At 36.8% G+C, this 18,522-nt stretch carries 16 protein-coding genes; 10 read left to right on the plus strand and 6 right to left on the minus strand.

The window, feature by feature from the left end; all coding sequences use genetic code 11:
- Positions 1–2 precede the first annotated feature (2 nt).
- Entirely contained in the window at positions 3–2,786 is a 2,784-nt protein-coding gene (locus FN817_RS16290; RefSeq protein ID WP_142718865.1) for a bifunctional aconitate hydratase 2/2-methylisocitrate dehydratase, read from the minus strand.
- 288 nt (positions 2,787–3,074) lie between these two features.
- Here FN817_RS16290 and FN817_RS16295 point away from each other — a divergent pair, with 288 nt between their 5' ends.
- The 9 genes from FN817_RS16295 (at position 3,075) to FN817_RS16335 (ending at position 12,915) form a co-directional block, all read left to right on the plus strand.
- Complete coding sequence (locus FN817_RS16295) at positions 3,075–3,845, plus strand: WG repeat-containing protein (RefSeq protein ID WP_228451584.1); 771 nt, start codon at positions 3,075–3,077, stop codon at positions 3,843–3,845.
- A 285-nt stretch (positions 3,846–4,130) separates the two neighbouring features.
- Positions 4,131–6,248, plus strand: coding sequence for a TonB-dependent receptor (locus tag FN817_RS16300; RefSeq protein WP_142718867.1), 2,118 nt, complete (start codon positions 4,131–4,133; stop codon positions 6,246–6,248).
- A 202-nt stretch (positions 6,249–6,450) separates the two neighbouring features.
- Positions 6,451–7,203, plus strand: a complete 753-nt coding sequence (locus FN817_RS16305; protein WP_142718868.1) for a hypothetical protein — start codon at positions 6,451–6,453, stop codon at positions 7,201–7,203.
- Positions 7,191–7,733 carry an acyl-CoA thioesterase gene (locus FN817_RS16310; RefSeq protein WP_142718869.1) on the plus strand — a complete coding sequence of 181 codons (543 nt, stop codon included), beginning with the start codon at positions 7,191–7,193 and terminating at the stop codon, positions 7,731–7,733. Before FN817_RS16305 ends, FN817_RS16310 begins: the two co-directional genes overlap by 13 nt.
- Before the next feature lie 77 nt (positions 7,734–7,810).
- Positions 7,811–8,197 carry a GxxExxY protein gene (locus FN817_RS16315; protein WP_142718870.1) on the plus strand — a complete coding sequence of 129 codons (387 nt, stop codon included), beginning with the start codon at positions 7,811–7,813 and terminating at the stop codon, positions 8,195–8,197.
- Between the two features lie 49 nt (positions 8,198–8,246).
- Positions 8,247–9,176, plus strand: coding sequence for a 2-hydroxyacid dehydrogenase (locus tag FN817_RS16320; protein WP_142718871.1), 930 nt, complete (start codon positions 8,247–8,249; stop codon positions 9,174–9,176).
- Positions 9,177–9,352: 176 nt separating this feature from the next.
- Positions 9,353–10,615 (plus strand): serine hydrolase domain-containing protein, encoded by a 1,263-nt coding sequence (locus tag FN817_RS16325; RefSeq protein WP_142718872.1) that lies wholly within the window; start codon positions 9,353–9,355, stop codon positions 10,613–10,615.
- Between the two features lie 25 nt (positions 10,616–10,640).
- Complete coding sequence (locus FN817_RS16330; protein ID WP_142718873.1) at positions 10,641–12,452, plus strand: Ig-like domain-containing protein; 1,812 nt, start codon at positions 10,641–10,643, stop codon at positions 12,450–12,452.
- A gap of 4 nt (positions 12,453–12,456) precedes the next feature.
- Entirely contained in the window at positions 12,457–12,915 is a 459-nt protein-coding gene (locus tag FN817_RS16335) for a heme-binding domain-containing protein (RefSeq protein WP_142718874.1), read from the plus strand.
- A 100-nt stretch (positions 12,916–13,015) separates the two neighbouring features.
- Here the strand turns inward: FN817_RS16335 and FN817_RS16340 are convergent, their stop codons facing one another.
- The 5 genes from FN817_RS16340 to FN817_RS16360 all read right to left on the minus strand — a co-directional run bounded on the left by FN817_RS16340 (position 13,016) and on the right by FN817_RS16360 (position 17,281).
- Positions 13,016–13,528, minus strand: coding sequence for an NUDIX hydrolase (locus FN817_RS16340; RefSeq protein ID WP_142718875.1), 513 nt, complete (start codon positions 13,526–13,528; stop codon positions 13,016–13,018).
- Positions 13,525–14,439 carry a site-specific tyrosine recombinase XerD gene (gene xerD / locus FN817_RS16345; RefSeq protein WP_142718876.1) on the minus strand — a complete coding sequence of 305 codons (915 nt, stop codon included), beginning with the start codon at positions 14,437–14,439 and terminating at the stop codon, positions 13,525–13,527. Before xerD ends, FN817_RS16340 begins: the two co-directional genes overlap by 4 nt.
- Positions 14,440–14,445: 6 nt before the next feature.
- Positions 14,446–14,868, minus strand: coding sequence for a deoxycytidylate deaminase (locus FN817_RS16350; protein WP_034692520.1), 423 nt, complete (start codon positions 14,866–14,868; stop codon positions 14,446–14,448).
- A gap of 52 nt (positions 14,869–14,920) precedes the next feature.
- Positions 14,921–15,688, minus strand: coding sequence for an enoyl-CoA hydratase/isomerase family protein (locus tag FN817_RS16355; protein WP_047424742.1), 768 nt, complete (start codon positions 15,686–15,688; stop codon positions 14,921–14,923).
- A 105-nt stretch (positions 15,689–15,793) separates the two neighbouring features.
- Complete coding sequence (locus tag FN817_RS16360) at positions 15,794–17,281, minus strand: catalase (protein WP_142718877.1); 1,488 nt, start codon at positions 17,279–17,281, stop codon at positions 15,794–15,796.
- Positions 17,282–17,415: 134 nt separating this feature from the next.
- Between FN817_RS16360 and FN817_RS16365 the strand changes: the two genes are divergently transcribed.
- Entirely contained in the window at positions 17,416–18,366 is a 951-nt protein-coding gene (locus tag FN817_RS16365) for a LysR substrate-binding domain-containing protein (RefSeq protein WP_047377365.1), read from the plus strand.
- Positions 18,367–18,522: the final 156 nt, after the last annotated feature.

Consider the following 18,522-nt stretch of genomic DNA (forward strand, 5'->3'; position numbering starts at 1 on the left):
TCTTAGTGAGCGCTTGTACTTGTTAATTCTTTAATAGAAGGTACAAAAGTTGTAAGATCTATACCTTCAACTGCTGCTTTATACTCATCAATATTAGGAATTCTTCCGATGATCGCAGAAAGAACAACAACCGGAGTTGAAGCAAGCAGGGATTCTCCTTTTTTACGCTCAGAATCTTCAACGACTCTTCCCTGGAAAAGACGGGTAGAAGTTGCTAAAACGGTATCTCCTTTAGCTGCTTTTTCCTGGTTACCCATACAAAGGTTACATCCTGGACGTTCAAGATACATTACATTTTTGTATTCAACCCGAGCTTCTCCTTTTGGAGCGTTATCATCAAATTCAAAAGCTGAATATTTCTCTAATAATTCCCAGTCTCCTTCTGCTTTCAGTTCATCAATGATGTTATAAGTAGGTGCTGCTACTACAAGAGGAGCGCTAAATTCTACTTTCCCTTGTTGCTTTTCAATATTTCTAAGCATCTGAGAAACAATCTTAAGGTCACCTTTGTGAACCATACAAGATCCTACGAAACCAAGGTCTACTTTTTTCTCCCCTCCGTAATAAGAAAGGTCTCTGATGGTATCGTGAGTATATCTCTTAGAAACATCATCATTGTTCACATCCGGGTCAGCAATCATTGGTTCAACGATTGCGTCAAGATCTACCACTACTTCAGCATAATATTTAGCATTTGCATCCGGAGTCAAAGCAGGCTTCTCTCCTGATCTGATCTCTGCAATTCTCTTATCAGCTTTGTCAATTAATCCCTGAAGAACTTTATTATGGTTATCCATGCCCTTGTCAATCATGATCTGGATTCTGCCTTTTGCAATTTCCAGTGACTCAATCAAAGTATTGTCTTCAGAAATGTTGATAGAAGCTTTTGCTTTCATCTCAGCAGTCCAGTCTGTAAAGGTAAATGCCTGATCAGCAGGAAGTGTTCCGATGTGAACCTCGATGATTCTGCCCTGGAATACGTTTTCTCCTCCAAACTGCTTCAACATCTGAGCCTGAGTAGCATGAACTACATCACGGAAGTCCATGTGTTCTTTCATGTTTCCTTTGAAGGTTACTTTCACAGATTCAGGAATAGGCATAGATGCTTCACCTGTAGCTAATGCAAGCGCCACTGTTCCTGAGTCAGCTCCGAAAGCCACTCCTTTAGACATTCTTGTGTGAGAGTCACCACCAATAATGATAGCCCACTCATCTACAGTGATGTCGTTAAGAACTTTGTGGATAACGTCTGTCATTGCGTGGTATTCACCTTTCGGGTCACGGGCTGTAATAAGACCGAACTCGTTCATAAACTTCATTAGTTTAGGAATGTTAGCCTGAGCTTTTTTATCCCAAACAGAAGCGGTGTGACATCCTGACTGGTAAGCACCATCAACGATTGGAGAAATCACTGTTGCTGCCATAGATTCCAATTCCTGAGAAGTCATAAGACCTGTCGTATCCTGAGATCCAACGATATTTACCTGTACACGAACATCAGAACCGGCATGTAGTACTTTTCCTGGTGTAGTTCCAACAGCATTTCTGTTGAATATTTTTTCTACAGCCGTAAGTCCTTGTCCTTCGTGAGAAATTTCTTTTGACGGAGCAAAAACAGCAGGAGCTTCAATTCCTAAAAGCTGAGCTGCAAATGTCTGTAGTTTTTTACCAAATACGATCGCGTAAGATCCACCTGCTTTGATGAATTCCATCTTTTGCGGAGTGAAAGATTTCGTAAGGTCGATCAGTTCTTTATCGCCGTTATATAATTTCTTTTCTTTTGTATTAATCGTTAAAACAGTTCCGGTTGCTACTGAATAAGCTTCTTCAAGAACAACGTCACCATTTTCATTACGAACTGGATTTCCGTTTTCATCAACTTTCTTTACCCAGTTTTTAAGGTCAATACCAATACCTCCGGTAACGTCCACGGTTGTAAGGAAGATCGGAGAAATTCCGTTTGTTCCTCCTACAATTGGAGCAATGTTTACGAACGGTACATATGGGCTTGCCTGTTTTCCTGTCCAAAGAGCAACGTTATTTACTCCGGACATTCTAGATGATCCTACACCCATTGTTCCTTTTTCAGCGATAAGCATAACGCTTGCATCGGGATGTTGTGCCTGTAAAGCTTTGATTTCTTCCTGAGCTTCAGGAGTGATCATACATTTCCCATGAAGTTCACGGTCTGATCTTGAGTGGGCCTGGTTACCCGGAGAAAGTAAATCTGTAGAGATATCTCCTTCACCAGCAATATAAGTTACAACCTTAATTTCTTCAGCAACTTCAGGAAGCTTAGTGAAGAATTCAGCTTTTGCATAGCTTTCAAGGATTTCTTTTGCAATTTCGTTACCGCTGTTGAACGCTTCCTTCAGACGGTTTGTATCTGCTTCATAAAGGAAAACCTGTGTTTTAAGAACAGCTGCAGCTTCTTTGGCGATAGCGGGATCGTTACCTAAGGCAAGGTCCAGCAGTACCTCAATAGAAGGCCCGCCTTTCATATGAGATAATAATTCAAAGGCAAATGCCGGGGAAATTTCTTCTACTATGGATTCACCCAGAATAATTTCTTTTAAAAATTTTGCTTTCACTCCCGCCGCACTTGTCGTTCCGGGTAGCGTGTTGTAAATGAAAAATTTAAGAGAATCCGATCGGTCAGCATTACCTGAATCTTTAATCTGTGTAATGATTTCGCTTAGTAATTCAGCACCATCAATTGGCTTTGGATGAAGCCCCTGGGTTTTTCTTTCTTCAATCTCTTTGATGTAATCCTTATAAATATTCATAATAGAAGGTCTTTCAACATTAAAGGTAGGCCTGCTTCTTCTTTACCGGTCTGTACAAATACAGTTAATGACATTTTGAGTTTTCGCATTTTGATGCAACATTAACCGAATAAAGTCAGCATAATCTACACTTTTTTTTAAAAGTTTTTTAAATTATCAAACAATTCAAAATGTTCCCAAAATTACGAATTTTTAATATTTTATAGAAACGAATTTATTTAGATTCTTTATAAATATGAATTTTATAATATCTATTTTTGGCCATATTTTTGTAGACATATGGCGAATATGAAAAATATCCTTAAAGTTTTATGCATTTTTACTTCGGTTTTTGTTTTTTCACAGACTAAATCTGTGAAGAAAATAACGTTGAAGAAAGGTGCGAAAACTGCGGTTAAGAAAGGGCCTGCAGCCAATAAGCGTAATCCTGATTTAGTAGTAATCAATAAAGATCTTCCGGTTTTGATTCCTAAGAAAAAAGGAGATTATTTTGGGTATGTTAACCAGAACGGGAAATTTATTATTCAGCCTGAGTATCACATTGCTGTATTTTTTTACGAAGATTGCAACCTTCTGAATTCTCCTAATGAAAAAGTCAGAAAATTTGGAACAAAAGAATATGCTACAGTAGAAAAAGATATGATTTCTTACAGGATAGACCAGTCTGGAAAGAGAGTATACCAGTTCAAAGAAGCAGATTTTGGAAAATGTGTATTTGAAGAATATAAACAGCAACAATTTCAGGCGTATACCATGAATGGGTTTTACGGCATTATTGAAAAATCAAAATTTGTGAATGCAGCAGATTACAGGCAGTTTCAGATTTATCCTCAATATCAGTATCTGTACATTATGGAAGGAGATGATGTGGCCAATCCGATGATTGTTGCTTCCAATAATGATAAATTTGGAGTGATTGATGTTAACAATAAGATCATTATTCCTTTTGAATACGCCAACATTAAAAGAAACTTCAGCTGGAAGCTGGGTAAGATGTTTGAGGTAACCAAAGATGGATCGAATTACTATTATGTTGACTCAAACAATAAAACTTACTAAAGAATTATAAATGATGAATGATGAATGATGAATCCAATAACTCCTATTTTTCATTCTACTTTTTTCTATCTCGTTACTCAAAACCCCGCACCTCACACCGCGAATCTCAATTGATATATTTTTTGTAATTTTGCGGCTGAAATAAAGGGGTGCTTTAACAGGCTGAGATTATACCCAATGAACCTGGAACAGGTAATGCTGTTTAGGGATGCGTCTTCATAAAACGCTGAATTGTATAATATCTTATTGATCCCCTTTTATTCATTAAATGTCAAGATTTATAGAATGAAAGGATTATTTTTTTTAGGGCTTAGCGTAGGCTCAGTAGCCTTTATGCAGGCTCAGAATAAGGATTCTCTGAAAGTCAGAGAAATTGAGGCGGTCAACTTTACCAAAAGGCTGCCGGTTGCAAAGGAAATCATCAATGTACAGAAAGATTTAGACGGTAAAAATTTAGGACAGGATCTTCCTATTCTTTTAAAAAATCAAACCTCCATTATTTCTACTTCAGATGCAGGAAATGGGGTAGGATATACCGGTTTCAGAATCCGTGGAGTTTCAGGAAGCGGAATTAATGTAATGATGAATGGTGTTCCGTATAATGATTCTGAAAGTCAGGGAACCTTTTTTGTGAATGTTCCGGACCTTACAAGTTCTGCTTCGCAGATTGTTATTCAAAGAGGAGTGGGAACCTCCAATAATGGTGTTTCTGCTTTCGGAGCAAGTATCAATGTGATTTCTAAAGATCCTGAAGAAAAGTTTTATTTTAAAACAGATGACAGCTATGGCTCATTCAATACCTATAAATATTCGGCTGAGATAGGTTCCGGTAAGTTCTGGAAAAACCGTCTTTCTGTAATGGGAAGATATACTCATATTCATTCTGACGGTTATATCGACAGGGCTTCATCAAATTTACATTCTTATAATTTTACGGCCTTATTTGAAGAAGGAAACACGAAGCTGCGTTTAATGGCTTTCGGTGGAAAAGAGAAAACCTATCAGGCATGGAACGGGATTGACCGTAAAACATGGGAAACCGATCCTAAATTCAATGTTTCAGGTGCAATTTATGATGCCAGTTGGGAGAATATTGTAAGCTTCTATGATAACGAAACAGACAATTACAGACAGAACCATTATCAGTTGCTTTGGGAACAAAAGTTCAGTGACCGATGGAATCTTGAAACTACTTTTCATTATACCAAAGGAAAGGGATATTACGAAAACTACAAGCAGGGAGATCCTTTTTCCAGATACAATTTACCTGATCTGACTGAAGGTGGGCAGACTGTAAAATATTCAGACTTTATCAGAAAAAAATGGCTGAACAATGATTTTTATGGAGTTGTTTCAACACTTTACGGAAAGTTTGAAAACTTAGATCTGAACGTGGGAGTTGTAGCCAACCAATATTACGGAAGACACTATGGAAATGTTACCGGAGTATTCTTCCCTCAGATTGAGGAAAGCGAGTATTACAGAAGCCGCTCGATAAAGAATGAAGTATCCGGTTTTGCAAAAGCTTTGTTTAGAGTAGATAATTTTGAATTTTTTGGTGATTTACAGCTTAGAAAAATTAATTATAATACTAAAATCTTGATGGCAGGTGATGGTGAAGGTGCTGATTTAAGCAAAAACTGGTTGTTTTTTAATCCAAAAGCTGGTGTAAATTACAGAATTGAAGGAGGTAAAGTATTCCTGTCATACGCTCATGCCCACCGTGAACCGAACAGAGATGATCTGATGGCCAATAACGATGTGAAAGCTGAAAAACTTCATGATATTGAAGCGGGTTTTGAAAAGCAGTTTGGGATCGTATCCTTTACTGCGAATCTGTATTATATGTATTATGTCAACCAATTGGTTTTAAATGGAGAACTTAACAATGTAGGAGCATTCATCAGAACCAATTCCGGGAAGAGCTACAGAAGAGGAGTGGAACTTAGTGCTCTGGCAAAATTATCCAAACAATGGGAGGTTTCAGGAAATGTGACCTTAAGCCAGAGTAGAAATCAGGACTTTAATATTCAAAATGGGGATGTTCCTAAAAGCCTTGGAAATACACAGATTTCATTCTCTCCGAATGTGATTGCCAATTTAAGTCTGAAATTCAACCCTACCAAAAACTTTCAGTTTGCCTTAATGAATCAGTATGTCGGGAAACAATATCTCGACAATACGGAAGAGGCCAATCTGCAGCTTAAAGATTATTTCCTGACTGATTTCAATGCTCAGTATCAGTTTAAAATTGCCAATAATGAAATTGCATTAAAACTATTGGTCAATAACCTGTTCAACAAGAAATATGTCAACAACGGATCTGTGTACGAAGGGCAGCCCTATTATTTTTCACAGGCAGGAACCAATTTTATGTTTGGAGTGAGCTGGAAGATTCAGTAATGAGAAATTGGAGAGCAAATAAGAGAATTTGAAAATTTGCCCTTTTACTTGTTTCATTACAAATGTTAAGCTTAAAAAAAGAAGTTTAAATAGCTGTATTCCGGTTTTGATACAGAATAATCAAAAGACTGTTTCGGCAGTCTTTTTTTATATAGGTTAAATACCTTAAAAAGTCATGAAAAAGTTATAAATTTGCTGCCAAATGAATATTTCAGCATACATTTTAGAATACTTAAAACAATTTGGAACTGCCACGGTTCCAGGCTTTGGGGTGTTTTCACTGAAAAATTCTAAGGCAATTATCAATTCCGAAAACGGCAGCATCTTACCTCCAGCCAGTCAGATTGAATTTACAATAGACTACGAGGTACAGGCTGAAGATTTTACTGCTTTTATTGCAGGACAGAAGCAGATGTCCTTAGAGGCTTCAAGAAGTGATCTGAAAATCCAGACAGATTTTTGGAAGAAAAAACTTCAGGCCGAGCAGGTTCTTGAAATTCAAAACCTTGGAACAGTTTTCATTGAAGAAGGACATACCCATTTCAAAGGAAAAAGAATAGAATCTGGACGTCCGGATTTTTATGGACTGGAAGAGATCAGATTTTCAGATATCAACAACGGAGAAAAGGTAGATCCTTCAGTTAATCGTGAAAAGGATTTCAAATTCAAAAAGACTATTCTTTGGGTTTTCCTTTTGGTTATTCCGGTTTTGGGGATTTTATACCTGGCTTTTACCCAGCAGGAACTTCTTTTTGGTAAGAAATCTTTCAATAAGGTTTCTGTACAGACCTCTACCCACAGAATTGTAAAAGATACCATTAAAGTAATGGTACATACCCCGAAAGCAACCGTTTCAGATTCTTTGAAAAAAGATTCATTAGCAAAACCTGTCGGAAAAGCTGTAAAGCAAGCTCCGGCCGTTCCAAACAACACTAAGACTAGATGGCAAAAATAAAAAAAGCGTCAGAATCTCTGACCATTATGACCAATATCGTTCTTCCGAACGAAACCAATTCTTTAAGAAATCTTTTTGGGGGTGAGCTTTTAGCAAAAATGGACCGTTGTGCGTCTATTTCTGCAGCAAGACACTGCGAGAGAAGAGTTGTAACCGCTTCTGTAAACCACGTATCTTTCAACCACCCTATTCCGGAAGGCGGTGTAGTGGTATTGGAATCCAAAGTTTCCAGAGCATTTTCTACTTCTATGGAAGTCTATGTGGATGTATGGTTGGATGACCCAATCAATCAGAAGAAAGTTCACACCAATGCAGGTATTTATACTTTCGTTGCAGTGGATGAATTCAACCGCCCGATTCCTATCCCCGAAATGGTTCCGGAAACTGAAGAAGAAAAAGAAAGATTTGCAGCGGCATTCCGTAGAAAAGAACTTTCATTAATCCTTTCCGGAAGAATGAAACCTTTGGAATCTGTAGAACTTAAAAAACTCTTCCAGGAACCGCAGGAATCCAAGAAAGACAAAAAATAAAAACACAAAAAACACAAATGTCTTACACAAATTTTCACAAATGGGTTGTGTAAGGTTACATGAAAAAAAATATTAAAATGGATATTTCTGAAAACGATATATCAAAAATTGTTTACGAAGCAGGATATACAGTTCACAAGTCATTGGGACCAGGGCTTTTGGAAAGTGCTTATGAAGAGTGTCTGTTTTATGAATTAAATAAACATGACATTTTTGTAGAAAGGCAAAAACCAATGCCATTAGTTTATGATGATATAAAAATGGATGTAGGCTATAGACTTGACTTTTTGATTGAAGAGAAATTTGTGCTGGAAATAAAATCTGTAGAATCTTTGCATGATATTCACCTGGCGCAGATACTCACTTACCTTCGTTTAAGCAATTGTAAGCTTGGTATGTTGATCAACTTTAATACAATCCAGTTTAAAAACGGAGTAAAAAGAGTTATTAACGGTACCTTATAATTTGTGTTATTTGTGAAATAAATTAGTGTCCTTTGTGTTTGAATAAAAAATGAAAATACTTCTTTTAGATAAAAACCATCCTCTTATCACAGAACAGTTGATTGCTAAAAACTTTATACTGGAAGAGGATTTTACATCGTCTTATGATGAGGTTTGTGATAAAATTGAAAATTATGACGGGATTATCATCAGAAGCCGTATTCCATTAGACCAAAATTTTCTTGAGAAAGGGAAGAACCTGAAGTTTATCGCAAGAGTAGGAGCCGGAATGGAAAATATAGATATTCCTGTTGCTGAAAAACTGGGAATCCAACTGATCAATTCTCCTGAAGGAAACAGAGATTCTGTAGCTGAACATGTGGTAGGAATGCTGCTTGTGATGATGAACAGACTTTTTATTGCTTCTCAGGAGGTAAAAAACGGAATCTGGAAGCGTGAAGAGAACAGAGGAGATGAATTGTTAGGAAAAACAGTAGGATTGATCGGATATGGAAATATGGGTAAAGCTACCGCTAAAAGGCTTTCAGGATTCGGATGTAAAGTGATCTTCCATGATATCCTTCCCGGTCTTTCAGATGAACATGCTACACAGGTTTCACTGGAAGAACTGAAGCTGTCTGCTGAGGTTTTGAGTCTTCATATTCCTTTGACTTCAGAAACACATTATCTTATTAATGAAACGTTCATTGCGGAAATGAAAAACGACTTCTATTTTATCAATACGGCAAGAGGAAAGAATGTGAAAACTAAAAGTTTAGTAGAAGCATTGAAGTCAGGAAAGGTAAAAGGCACCTGTCTGGATGTATTAGAATACGAAAAGTCTTCTTTCGAGCATATTGAAACAGAAAATGAAGATTTAAAATATCTTCTTGAATCTGAAAAAGCAATTGTAACACCACATATTGCCGGATGGACCCATCAGAGCAAAGAAAAATTGGCTCAGTTTATTGTTGATAAAATTGTCGCTTCACATTGTTAGACAAAGAAAAATAAAAGATAAAAAGCGGATTTACAAGAAGTGAATTCGCTTTTTTTATGATTTTGTCCCTTCAAATTTTACTTTTCCTTTTATTTGTGTTAAATAATTCATAATATCCCTTTCTTATTTACTATTTATTTTTGAGTTTTATTAAATTGCCGCTCATTTTGAATCTCATGACGAAGCGTAATTTTGTACTTATCCTAACTGTTCTTTTATCACTGTTTTCCTGTCAAAAAAAGTCTGAAGCCAAAGAAGTTTCAGCTGAAAATACGACCAATCTACCCAACTATGGAAATGTAGACTTCGGAAGTATTTTCGTCAAAGGTGATGGCCAGCTGTTGAACAGACAGACAACGGTAAGCTATATAGATCAGTATTACAAAAAAATATGGGAAGAAGGTAATCTTAGCGGAGGAATTCTGGTTGCTAAGGGAGATGAAATTCTTTACGAAAACTACAGAGGCTTCGGAAGAGAAGGCAATCAGATGCCAATTGATAAAAATACACCATTGCACGTAGCTTCGGTTTCTAAAACATTAACGGCGATGGCGATGATGAAACTGATTGAGGCAGGAAAAATAAAACTTACAGATCATCTTACCCAGTTTTTTCCGGGATTTCCATATCCGAATGTTACTGTTCAGACTTTATTGGATCAAAGAAGCGGTCTTCCGAAATACGAATATTTTATTACCAAAATACAGCCTGCACCGGCAGAACTTTCCAAACAATTTATTACGAACCAGGATGTATTGAATATGATTATCAAATACAAACCTGATCTGGCAAGAGATACTGATACAGGATTTATGTACTGTAATACCAACTTTGCTTTATTGGCTCTATTGGTTGAGAAAATAACAAAAACTCCTTTTCCGCAGGCAATGAAAGAAATGGTTTTCACTCCGTTGAAAATGAATAATACCTACATCTTTCAGGAAAAAGATATTCCCACAGCGTCACAGTCTTTCTATTATGGAGGAAGCAAACTGTATCCTTTAGATAAACTTGATCTTATTTACGGAGATAAAAATGTCTACACCACACCAAGAGATTTGTATAATTTCTCAAAAGCAATGTTTTCAAAAAACTTCCTGAAACCGGAACTCATGCAGATGGTATTTACGCCTTATAGCAATGAAAAGATGGGAATGAATAACTATGGGTTAGGATTTAGAATGAAAATATTTGATAACGGCGAAAAACTGACGTATCATAATGGATGGTGGCATGGCTCCAACGCGGTATTTGCGCACCTTTTAAAATCTAAAGTTACGATTGTAGCAATTGGAAATAAATATTCAAACAAAGTATATACTGCCCTTGCGTTATCAGGATTATTCGAAGATTTTCCTTTACAGAAAGAGAAGCTGCACACCGTTATGCATGACAATAAAGATACTTTAAATTCCGGACAGGAAGTTTTTGGAGAATAATGTTTATTTTTGCTTAAACATTTTCATGAAAAGGTTTCTTTTATTATTTGTTATCTGCTTTCTTGTGCATTCATGTGCAAGAGTGGGATCTCCTGTTGGAGGGCCTAAAGATACTTTAGCACCAAGGTTTTTAAGTTCAAACATTGATACTACAAGAATTAATGTTAAAAAAGATATTCACGAGCTCCGTCTGGATTTTGATGAATATGTGACATTGAAGGACATCAATAAAAACCTGATTATTTCACCGCCAATTAAAGGGATAACGAGGATTCTTCCTTCCAATATAGCCAACAAATTTGTGCTGATTCAATGGACGGATACTCTTCAGGCCAATACAACTTATAACTTCAATTTTGGAAATTCCATTGTAGATAATAATGAGTCGAATATACTGAGGTATTTCAACTTTGCTTTTTCTACCGGAGATAAATTAGATGATCTTTATATCAGTGGTGAAGTAAAAGATGCACTGGATACCAAAAAGAAAACAGGAACAACAACGGAAAATAAACTTGTGGTTGGCTTGTATCAGGTAAAAGATACAATGGATTATAAGAAAAAGCCTTACTACATCACCAAGGTAGATGAAGATGGATATTATGAATTGAATTATCTGACTCCTGGAAAATATAAGATTATTGCTTTTGACGACGAAAACGGGAATTCTATGTATGACCCGGGAAAAGAAAAAGTTGGATTTCAGAAAGATCCGGTACAAGTTGAGAAATCTATTTCAGGATTGAATTTAAAAGTCTATCCTTCCAGAAAAGCTGTGAAGTATTCAGAAATGAAAGAAATTGCAGGCGGGATTTTAATGTCATTTGAAGGAAATCCGGATGACGTAAAAGTTCAGTCACTGAATGACAAAATAAAAGATATCAAAATAACGCACAATCCAAAATCCGACTCTGTCAGAATCTGGTTTGATGCCGTAAAAGATGATGTGGGGCAGACAGCCAATGAAAAACTAACATTTACTCACAATAAAGGCCCGAAAAAAGATAGTGCCTACAGCGTTTCTTTATTTTACAGATACAATAAGAAGAATGTAATGGATGTTGTTAGTGATAATGACGGAACTTCAATCGCTCCAAAAGCAGATTTAAAGCTTGCATCAAATTATATCGTTGATAAAATAGACCCATCAAAATGGACCCTAAAAATGAAAGGTGACAGTTTAACAGCTTTACCATTCACCGCTAAAATTTCGGATACAAATCCTTACCAGATTCATGTTCAATCAGACTTTGTGATGGGAAAAAGCTATGAGCTTACTGTCCCTAAGGAAACGGTCTCTTCATTCTACGCAAAAAACAGCCAGTCAAAACGATTTGATTTTGATGTTGCTAAAGCAGATCAGTTTGGAAGCGTTGAGTTTTCCATTGCAAATGCTCCGGAAGCAAATTATTGGATTCAGCTGATAGATTCTTCAGACAAAATCAGCTATCAGAAATATTTAAAAGGTGATAAAGTAAAGTTTGATATATTGAAGCCAGGAGAATATATTGTAAGAATTCTGGTGGATAATAACGGAAATAAATATTGGGATGAAGCCGATTTCGCCAATGATATTTTTGCCGAAGATGCATATATTTTCCATAAAAAAGTGATCGTAAGAGGATTATGGGAAACAAGAGAAGACTGGGATCTGAAGGATACCAGAACCCTTGACAGCCCTAAATCAACTTCTCCGACTACAACACCTGCTTCGACTCCAGTATCAACGCCTGCTTCGTCATCAGAAACTTCTCAGCCCGCTGAACCTGCTGCAACGAAACAAGTCCTGAAAAAAGAATTTAAGTCTGGTAACGCCGTTTTAACTCCATCAAAGTAAACAGATGAAAACGGCTAAGAAAATAATATTCTGGACATTGGTGGCATTTGCCCTGATTCAGTTTTTTCCTATCGACAGGACCAATAAACCTGTTGATTCTGCGGCAAACTTCGTTGAAGCAAGGAAAACACCCGAAAAGATCAGAACACTGCTCAAAAATGCATGTTATGACTGTCACTCTAATGAAACCGTTTACCCGAAATATGCTTTTATCGCACCTGTATCATGGTCTGTAAAAAGTCATGTGAATGAAGGTAGGGAGCATCTTAACTTTTCTACCTGGGAAACTTATAATAAGGATCTGAAAGAGAATATGATTACTAAATCTATTCAGACGATCCAAAGCAAAGCAATGCCAATGCCGGGCTACATCGTGTATCATAAAGAAGCCAATCTTTCAGAAGCAGAAAGAGCATTGCTGGTTCAGTACTTTGAAGAAATGCTGAAGACTAAAACCTATTAGGTTCTACAATAAAAAACTCCCGCAGATTTTACAAACTAAGCATATTGTTTAACAATTATCTGCCTGATCTGTAAAATCTACGGGAGAATATTTACAAAAATTATTTCTTTACATAGCCCTCAAAAAATCTCTTCTGAGAATCAAAAGCAATATCTTCAAGGTCTAGTTCCTGTAAAGGAATCCATACTGCTTCTGAGATTTCTGAGAGTTCAAGATTTACCTCAAACTTTTCCGAAACATGATACTCATAAAAGAGATCGATGGTGTTGTAATCAATTTCTTTATATTGATAGATGTTTGGAAGGCTGGTAAGGTATTTCAGGTTGGAAATATCGATCTCAAGCTGAAGTTCTTCAAAAAGTTCTCTTTTACAGGTTTCCTCTGCACTTTCTTTAGGGTCAACGAATCCTCCGGCAAGATCAAGCTTTCCTTTTTTAGGATCTCTGTTTCTTCGGGTAAGGTAAATTTCGTCTCCACATCTGATGACAACTGCTACGGCACCTGCCACATTATTATACAAAGTAAAACCACATTCCGGACAGCTCCATTTTTTTTCGCCGTCCCAGTGTAAGGACTCTTTGCCACAGCTTGGGCAATATTTCAATAGTTTCATTGAGCAATATTAATATTTCTCGGGTGATAACTCAAAATAACATCCCTTAATTCTTCCGTCTTCAGATGGGTATAGATTTCCGTTGTGGTAATACTGGAATGTCCCAGCATTTCCTGAATATAACGTAGATCTGCTCCATTCTGCAGTAAATGCGTAGCAAATGAATGTCTGAAGGTGTGGGGAGATATTTTTTTGTTAACCCCTGCTTTATCTGTAAGTTCTTTAATGATAAGAAATACGATCACTCTGGACATGGATGTTCCACGGCTGTTCAAAAACAGAGTGTCTTCATATTTCTTATTGATTTTGCCTTTAGAACGTACCTCTTTGATATAACTTTCCAGCAGATCGGCAGTATAATCGGCTAAAGGAACAAAACGGGTTTTGTTTCCTTTTCCGTGTACCTTGATGTATTGCTCCTTAAAGTTGATATTGGAGATCTTCAGATCAATCAGTTCAGAAACACGGAGTCCGCATCCATATAGTACCTCTATGATGCAGTGGTTTCTTTTTCCAAGATCTGTATTGACTTCAATAGCAGCGATAATTTTGTTGATATCAGGCAGGCTTAAGGTATCAGGCAGGTATAATCCCAGTTTAGGGCCTTCAAGTAACGCCGCAGGGTTGTCTTCACGATATTCATCCTCAAGCAGAAATTTGAAAAAAGCTTTGATGGAAGATATCCATCTTGCCTGTGATCTCTCACTGAATTTCTGTTTAGAAAGATTGAAAATGTATTCCTGCAGGTTTTCGTAACCGATAGAATCTGGACCGACGTTTGCCAGATCTTCTTTTGCATAATCTTTTAATTTCTTAATGTCCCGAACGTAGGCGTCGAGAGTGTTTTCTGAAAAATTCCTTTCGAAACGAAGAAATATTTCAAAATCTTTGATCTTTTCATCCCAAGTCATTTGTGCTTATTTTTTTAGTTCACAGTCCGATATTTGTTCTATTTCAATGTTATGGTTCCTCAGGAACGATATTCCATCGTCATCCGAATACTCATTAATATACACCAGTCTCGTAATTCCTGCCTGTAAAATCAGTTTGCTGCATTCTTTACAGGGAGACAGCGTCAGATATAACGTTGCCCCTTTTGCAGATTGAGTAGAAGCGGCCAGCTTTAATATAGCGTTGGCTTCAGCATGCAATACGTACCAGTGTGTTTTCCCCTCTCCATCTTCACAGCAGTTTTCGAATCCCGAAGGAGTTCCGTTGTAACCATCTGAAATAATCATCCTATCTTTTACGATAAGAGCTCCCACCTGTTTTCTCTTACAGTAGGAGAGTTTTGCCCATTCTTGGGCCATTTTTAGATAAGCTTTATCAAACTTATTCATACAGCAGCATTGTTTTTTTTCGAAATAATTTGGATTAAAGTCTTTAGAAAGACTAGAAGTTAGGCTTTCTCTTCTCTAGAAACGCAGTAACTCCCTCTTTCTTATCTTCCATTTCAAAAAGTTCTCCGAAATATGTAATTTCAGTTTCAAAACCTTTCTCCGTGTCAGATAAATTCACGGCATTTATAGCCTTGGATATTGCCATTGGTGAATTGTAGGCAATAGTGTTTGCTAATTCTTTCGTTTTGGTTAATAATTCTTCAATAGGATATACTTCATTAACCAGTCCGATCTCTTTTGCTTTTTGAGCAGGGATCATTTTGGCAGAGAAGATCATTTCGTTGGCAATACCTTTTCCTACAAGCTTTGGAAGCCTTTGAGTTCCGCCGTATCCCGGGATTAATCCAAGAGTTACTTCAGGAAGTCCTAATCTGGCGTTTTCCGATGCATATCTGATATGGCATGCCATGGCAAGCTCTAAACCTCCACCCAATGCAAAACCATTAACGGCTGCAATGACAGGTTTAGACATATTTTCAATTTTATTGAACAGTGTATTTTGTCCGTTTCTTGCAAGTTCTTCTGCTTTTTCCTGTCCGAATTCGCTGAATTCCTTGATGTCAGCACCTGCTACAAAAGATTTTTCTCCACTTCCGGTAAGGATGATTACCCTGCATGAAGTGTCAGCGTTAAGCTCGTCCAGTGCGGTACTGATTTCCTGAATCGTTTTTGCATTTAAAGCATTTAAACTTTCAGGTCTGTTTATGGTAATGATAGATAATTTATCTTCTTTTTTTAATAATATGTTCTCGTAACTCATTTTTCCACTTTAAAATATCATCCTTTGCAAATTATGAATTTTTTACAAAAAAAAGGAAAAAATATTATTTTTTTTTCCTTTTTTTTAATTTATCATTCAATAGGATTATTTGGAATGATTCATCATATTTGCATCAATATTGACGTTTAGCTGAGATGCCACTTTCATGCCAAGCTCAATGTTGGCTCTGAAAAAGTGACATAATTGTCGGTTAATGATCTCATCTTTTTTAGGACCGCTGATGCCTTTCATACTTCCTATAATATTTTGGATCAGCCGATCTCTGTCTTCTGCATTCATTGCTTTTGAATAAAGCAGACCTGGCTGCGTATAATGATCACTGTCGTTGTCATTTCTGTTATAGCTGGCAACATGGGCACTGTCTAATTCATACTCAAAACTTTTATAGTCAGAATCTGCTTTGATATCATCAAAACTGTTCGGGTGATAATTCGGCTTGTCCTGATAGTAGCTTGAATCAGCCATATAGCCGTCTCTCTGATAATTATTGACAGCAAAAGGACATCTGTTCACCTCAAGCTGATGCGCGTTGACACCTACTCTGTAACGGTGGGCATCAGGATAAGAGAATAATCTTCCCTGCAGCATTTTGTCAGGAGAGAAACTAATTCCATTAATCAGGCTGCTTGGTGAAAATGTAGACTGTTCAACATGGGCAAAGTAATTAACAGGAACTTCATTAAGCTCCATTTCTCCTACCTCAATCAAAGGAAAATCATCATGGAACCATACTTTTGTTACATCGAAAGGATTCCATCTGAAATCTTTTGCCTGCTCTTCAGTCATTACCTGGATGTACATAGTCCATTTTGGGAAATCGCCGTTTTCAATAGCATTGCAAAGATCTTCCTGAGCGAAGTCCGGGTTTTTTCCGGCCATTTTTACAGCTTCGTCATCAGTGAAATTTTTAACTCCCTGTTTTGTCTTGAAGTGGAATTTCACCCATACTCTTTCATTATTCTCATTGATCATGGAGAAAGTATGAGACCCGAAACCGTGCATATGTCTGTAACCATATGGAGTTCCTCTGTCTGACATTAATATCAGAACCTGATGAAGTGATTCCGGATTTAAGCTCCAGAAATCCCACATCATGGTGGCACTTTTTAAGTTTGTTTTTGGCACCCTTTTTTGGGTATGAATAAAATCCGGGAATTTTTTAGCATCCTTAATAAAGAATACCGGAGTATTATTTCCTACGAGGTCCCAGTTTCCGTCTTCAGTGTAAAATTTTAAAGCAAAACCTCTTGGGTCTCTTGCGGTATCTGCGCTTCCTTTTTCTCCACCCACAGTAGAGAAACGGGCAAACATTCTGCATGTATTTCCTACTTTCGAAAATAGTTTTGCCTTTGTGTACTGGCTGATATCATGGGTTACGGTAAAAGTTCCGTAGGCTCCGCTTCCTTTGGCATGCACTATTCTTTCAGGAATTCTTTCCCTAACGAAATGCGCAAGATTTTCCTGAAGAATAAAGTCTTGCAGCAATACAGGGCCTCTTGGTCCTACCGTCTGTGAATCCTGATGCTCAAAGTAAGGTGCTCCGTTGCTTAACGTTAATTTTTTAGAATCCATATAATTGATGATTTGAATAATTCTTTTTCCTTTTTCTAAATCGAAGTGTAAAGGTAGTGAATATCAAATTTACTTGAATTTTTAATTGCTAATAACAAAAACGTTATATCTTTGTAATAGATAATATTAATCAAATGAACATTCAGCAACTGGAGTATCTTATCGCTGTTGATAAGTATAAACATTTTGGTAAAGCAGCTCAGGCATGTTTTATCACGCAACCTACGTTAAGTGCCATGATACAGAAATTTGAGGATGAACTGGATGTGAAGGTTTTCGACAGAACTACTCACCCCATCCGTACCACAGATGTAGGTCTTCAGATTATTGATCAGGCAAAAGTTATTATAGAGTCTGTCAATGAGCTGAAAAACAAAGCAAACCTTTTGAATAATATTTTAGGAGGAACTCTTAATCTGGGAATTATTCCTACGGTTTCTTCTTTCATTCTTCCTACGGAAATCTTCAAATTCCTTGAAGATAATCCTAAGATTCAGATGAATGTAAAAGAGATGACAACGGATAATATTATTAAAGCTTTAAAAGCCGGAGAACTGGATGCGGGAATTATCTCAACTCCTTATGATACCGCTGACGAGTTTTATCAGGATTTCTTATTCAATGAGGAACTTATGATTTACAGTTCCAATACAGAAGCCAACAAAAAGAATTCTTACATCATTCCGGAAGACCTGAATGTAGAAAAAGTATGGCTGCTTGAAGAAGGAAACTGTCTTAGAAATCAGTTTGAAAACATCTGTCATCTGAAAGAAAATACCTTAAAGCCTAAAAACTTAGATTTCTTAGCTTCCAATATCCAGACCCTGGTACACATGGTAGATAAAGTAGGAGGAATCAGTATTCTGCCGGAACTTGCATTGAGCCAGCTTTCGGAAGAGCAGAAGAAAAATGTTTTCAGATTCAAAAAACCTTTCCCTTATAGAGAAATCAGTATTATCTATTATAAGCCAACTTTTAAGCAAAAAATTATTGATGAATTGTCACATTCTATCAAAACTTCTTTAGAACTTAAGTTGAATTATCACGAAAGTCCAAAAGAATTTGTAAGCATTAAGCCTCAGTAATGGAGATGCCTTAAAGTGATAGAAATCATCAATTTAAATAAAATTATAATTAATAAACAAAATCTTTGAGTATTACGAAAATAGTGCTTAAATTTGCTGACGTTTATTACGAGGAAAAATTTGACCTGATTGCAACCTCTATAAAAATATGCTAAA

The sequence above is a fragment of the Chryseobacterium rhizoplanae genome (assembly GCF_900182655.1).
Classification (GTDB): Bacteria; Bacteroidota; Bacteroidia; order Flavobacteriales; family Weeksellaceae; genus Chryseobacterium; species Chryseobacterium rhizoplanae.

What these genes read in the sequence shown, in the direction of transcription:
- FN817_RS16290 (WP_142718865.1), bottom strand. Translation starts at nt 2,786, where the DNA reads ATGAATATTTATAAGGATTACATCAAAGAGATTGAAGAAAGAAAAACC.
- FN817_RS16295 (WP_228451584.1), top strand. Translation starts at nt 3,075, where the DNA reads ATGAAAAATATCCTTAAAGTTTTATGCATTTTTACTTCGGTTTTTGTT.
- FN817_RS16300 (WP_142718867.1), top strand. Translation starts at nt 4,131, where the DNA reads ATGAAAGGATTATTTTTTTTAGGGCTTAGCGTAGGCTCAGTAGCCTTT.
- FN817_RS16305 (WP_142718868.1), top strand. Translation starts at nt 6,451, where the DNA reads ATGAATATTTCAGCATACATTTTAGAATACTTAAAACAATTTGGAACT.
- FN817_RS16310 (WP_142718869.1), top strand. Translation starts at nt 7,191, where the DNA reads ATGGCAAAAATAAAAAAAGCGTCAGAATCTCTGACCATTATGACCAAT.
- FN817_RS16315 (WP_142718870.1), top strand. Translation starts at nt 7,811, where the DNA reads ATGGATATTTCTGAAAACGATATATCAAAAATTGTTTACGAAGCAGGA.
- FN817_RS16320 (WP_142718871.1), top strand. Translation starts at nt 8,247, where the DNA reads ATGAAAATACTTCTTTTAGATAAAAACCATCCTCTTATCACAGAACAG.
- FN817_RS16325 (WP_142718872.1), top strand. Translation starts at nt 9,353, where the DNA reads ATGACGAAGCGTAATTTTGTACTTATCCTAACTGTTCTTTTATCACTG.
- FN817_RS16330 (WP_142718873.1), top strand. Translation starts at nt 10,641, where the DNA reads ATGAAAAGGTTTCTTTTATTATTTGTTATCTGCTTTCTTGTGCATTCA.
- FN817_RS16335 (WP_142718874.1), top strand. Translation starts at nt 12,457, where the DNA reads ATGAAAACGGCTAAGAAAATAATATTCTGGACATTGGTGGCATTTGCC.
- FN817_RS16340 (WP_142718875.1), bottom strand. Translation starts at nt 13,528, where the DNA reads ATGAAACTATTGAAATATTGCCCAAGCTGTGGCAAAGAGTCCTTACAC.
- xerD (WP_142718876.1), bottom strand. Translation starts at nt 14,439, where the DNA reads ATGACTTGGGATGAAAAGATCAAAGATTTTGAAATATTTCTTCGTTTC.
- FN817_RS16350 (WP_034692520.1), bottom strand. Translation starts at nt 14,868, where the DNA reads ATGAATAAGTTTGATAAAGCTTATCTAAAAATGGCCCAAGAATGGGCA.
- FN817_RS16355 (WP_047424742.1), bottom strand. Translation starts at nt 15,688, where the DNA reads ATGAGTTACGAGAACATATTATTAAAAAAAGAAGATAAATTATCTATC.
- FN817_RS16360 (WP_142718877.1), bottom strand. Translation starts at nt 17,281, where the DNA reads ATGGATTCTAAAAAATTAACGTTAAGCAACGGAGCACCTTACTTTGAG.
- FN817_RS16365 (WP_047377365.1), top strand. Translation starts at nt 17,416, where the DNA reads ATGAACATTCAGCAACTGGAGTATCTTATCGCTGTTGATAAGTATAAA.